This is a genomic window from Cryobacterium sp. 10I1, assembly GCF_035019805.1.
GTDB lineage: Bacteria > Actinomycetota > Actinomycetes > Actinomycetales > Microbacteriaceae > Cryobacterium > Cryobacterium glucosi.
Genome location: NZ_JASJVF010000400.1, coordinates 1 through 1,936 on the forward strand (window position 1 = coordinate 1; position 1,936 = coordinate 1,936).

Sequence of the window (1,936 nt, forward strand, 5' to 3'; positions counted from 1 at the left end):
GTGCCAGCCGGCCTCGTCGATGTTCTTGAGGATCAGCATCCGTGAGGACGGCTGGCCGGCAGCGGTCGTCGTGGCGAGGCTGAAGGCGTGCGGCTGCGGCACCCCGGCGGCGAGGGCGGCGGCAAGCCAGACCTGGAAGAGCCGGGCGGGATCGGACTCGGCGGCCTTCGCGTCGAAGGGCGGGAGGGAGGCCGGGAAGTCCGGCAGGGAGCGCAACAGGGAACGGAAGGATTCGGTCACGCGCCGAGCCTAGCGGGATCGACTGGGATCGACCGGGGTCGCGGAGGAGCCCCGGATGATCAACCGGCTGGGCAGGCGCACGGACTCCGGCGTGCCGCCGTCGATCACGGTCCTGAGCATGTCGACGGCGATCCGGCCCATGTCCGCGACACTGTGCGCGATGACGCTCACGGGCGGATCGAGCAGGGCGAGCCAGTCGATGTCGTCGAAGGAGACCAGGACGACGTCGGTGCCGATCCGGAGGCCGAGCTTCTGGATCGCGCCGATCGCGCCGAACGCCATCGGGCTGTCCGCGACGAGAAGCGCGGTCGGCGGTTCATTGAGTGCGAGCAGGGTGCGCACGGCGGCCGAGCCGCTCTCGGGCTGGAAGTCGCCGAAGACGATGAGCGCTGGGTCGAGGCTGAGGCCCCGGTCGCCGGCGGCCCGGACGAAGCTCGCGTAGCGTTCACGGCCGGTCGAGGTGGACTGCGGCCCGGCAATGTAGCCGATCCGGGTGTGCCCGAGCGCGGCGAGATGATCGACCGCCTCCCGGATCCCGGTGTCGCTGTCCGTCGTGACGCTCGGCAGGTCGATGCCCTCGATGGTGCGGTCGATGAAGACGGCCGGGATCTCCCGTCCGACGACCGAGCGGATGCTGCCGCTCCCGTCACCGAGCGGCGCGACGATGATGCCGTCGACGCGCCGGGCGATCAGGTTGTCGAGGTACCGGTCCTGCTGGTCCTTCCGCTCGTTCGCGTTGCCGAGCAGCGTCACGAAGCCGTGCACGAGGGCAGCCTGCTCGACCGTGTGGGCGAGGTCCGCGAAGAACGGGTTCCGGACATCCGGCACCAGCAGGCCGATCGCGTGCGTGCGGGTGGACCGGAGCGCCCTGGCCTGGGCGTTCGGCCGATAGTCGAGCTCCGCGACGGCCGCCTGCACCCGGGAGCGGGCGTCCGCCGAGGTGGCGGGGTTTCCGGAGAGCACCCGGGACGTCGTCGCGACGGAGACGCCGGCGAGCGCGGCAACGTCCTTGATGGTGATCGTGACCATCACTGCACCCCCTGCCCTGCCGGGACTGCGTCAAGTGGAAACGTTTCCAAGCTGATGCCCAGACTATTGCGGAGGCGCAGAGGTGTCAAAATGCGGGAGGGGGTTGTCATTCCGCCCTCCACCGGCTCGAGGAGACCCCATGGCCCAGATCGTTCAGTACAGCAAATTCGGCGGACCCGAGGTGCTCGAGCTGGTCGAGGTGGCCGAGCCCCGGGCATCCGCCAGCGAAGTCGTGGTCGCGGTCCGGGCGGCGGGCGTGAACCCGATCGACTGGAAGATCCGCAGGGCCATCCGCCCGACGGGCCCGATCACGACGCCGAGGCGGCCGGGCTCCGACGCCGCCGGGCGGATCGTCGAGGTCGGCGCCGGCGTGACCGGCTGGTCGGTCGGGGACGCCGTGATCGTGCTCGGCGCCGCTGGCGCCTATGCCAGCCACCTGACAGCGACCCCCGCGCAGCTCACTCGCAAGCCGGACGCACTCGGCTGGGCGGAGGCCGCGGCCCTCGGAGTGCCGGCCGGTACGGCCTACCAGGCGCTCCGCTCCCTCGGACTGGGATCGGCGGACACCCTGCTCATCCACGGCGGTTCTGGCAGCGTCGGGTACACCGATCCGGGGCTCGGGCGCCATGTGCCTCCCGAGCGCTCGGTGATCTCCTTGATCAGTCCG

The 1,936-nt window shown here is 71.1% G+C and carries 2 protein-coding genes and 1 pseudogene; 1 reads left to right on the forward strand and 2 read right to left on the reverse strand.

All coding sequences use genetic code 11. The features are described from left to right. Positions 1 to 240: pseudogene (locus tag QN345_RS18450) on the reverse strand (pyridoxamine 5'-phosphate oxidase); the annotation flags it as partial. A 9-nt stretch (positions 241 to 249) separates the two neighbouring features. Next, on the reverse strand, positions 250 to 1,269 hold the full coding sequence (locus QN345_RS18455) for a LacI family DNA-binding transcriptional regulator (protein WP_322189895.1): 1,020 nt from the start codon (positions 1,267 to 1,269) through the stop codon (positions 250 to 252). 139 nt (positions 1,270 to 1,408) lie between these two features. Here QN345_RS18455 and QN345_RS18460 point away from each other — a divergent pair. Beyond that, on the forward strand, positions 1,409 to 1,936 hold a 528-nt coding region (locus tag QN345_RS18460), incomplete at its 3' end, for a quinone oxidoreductase family protein (protein WP_323509047.1).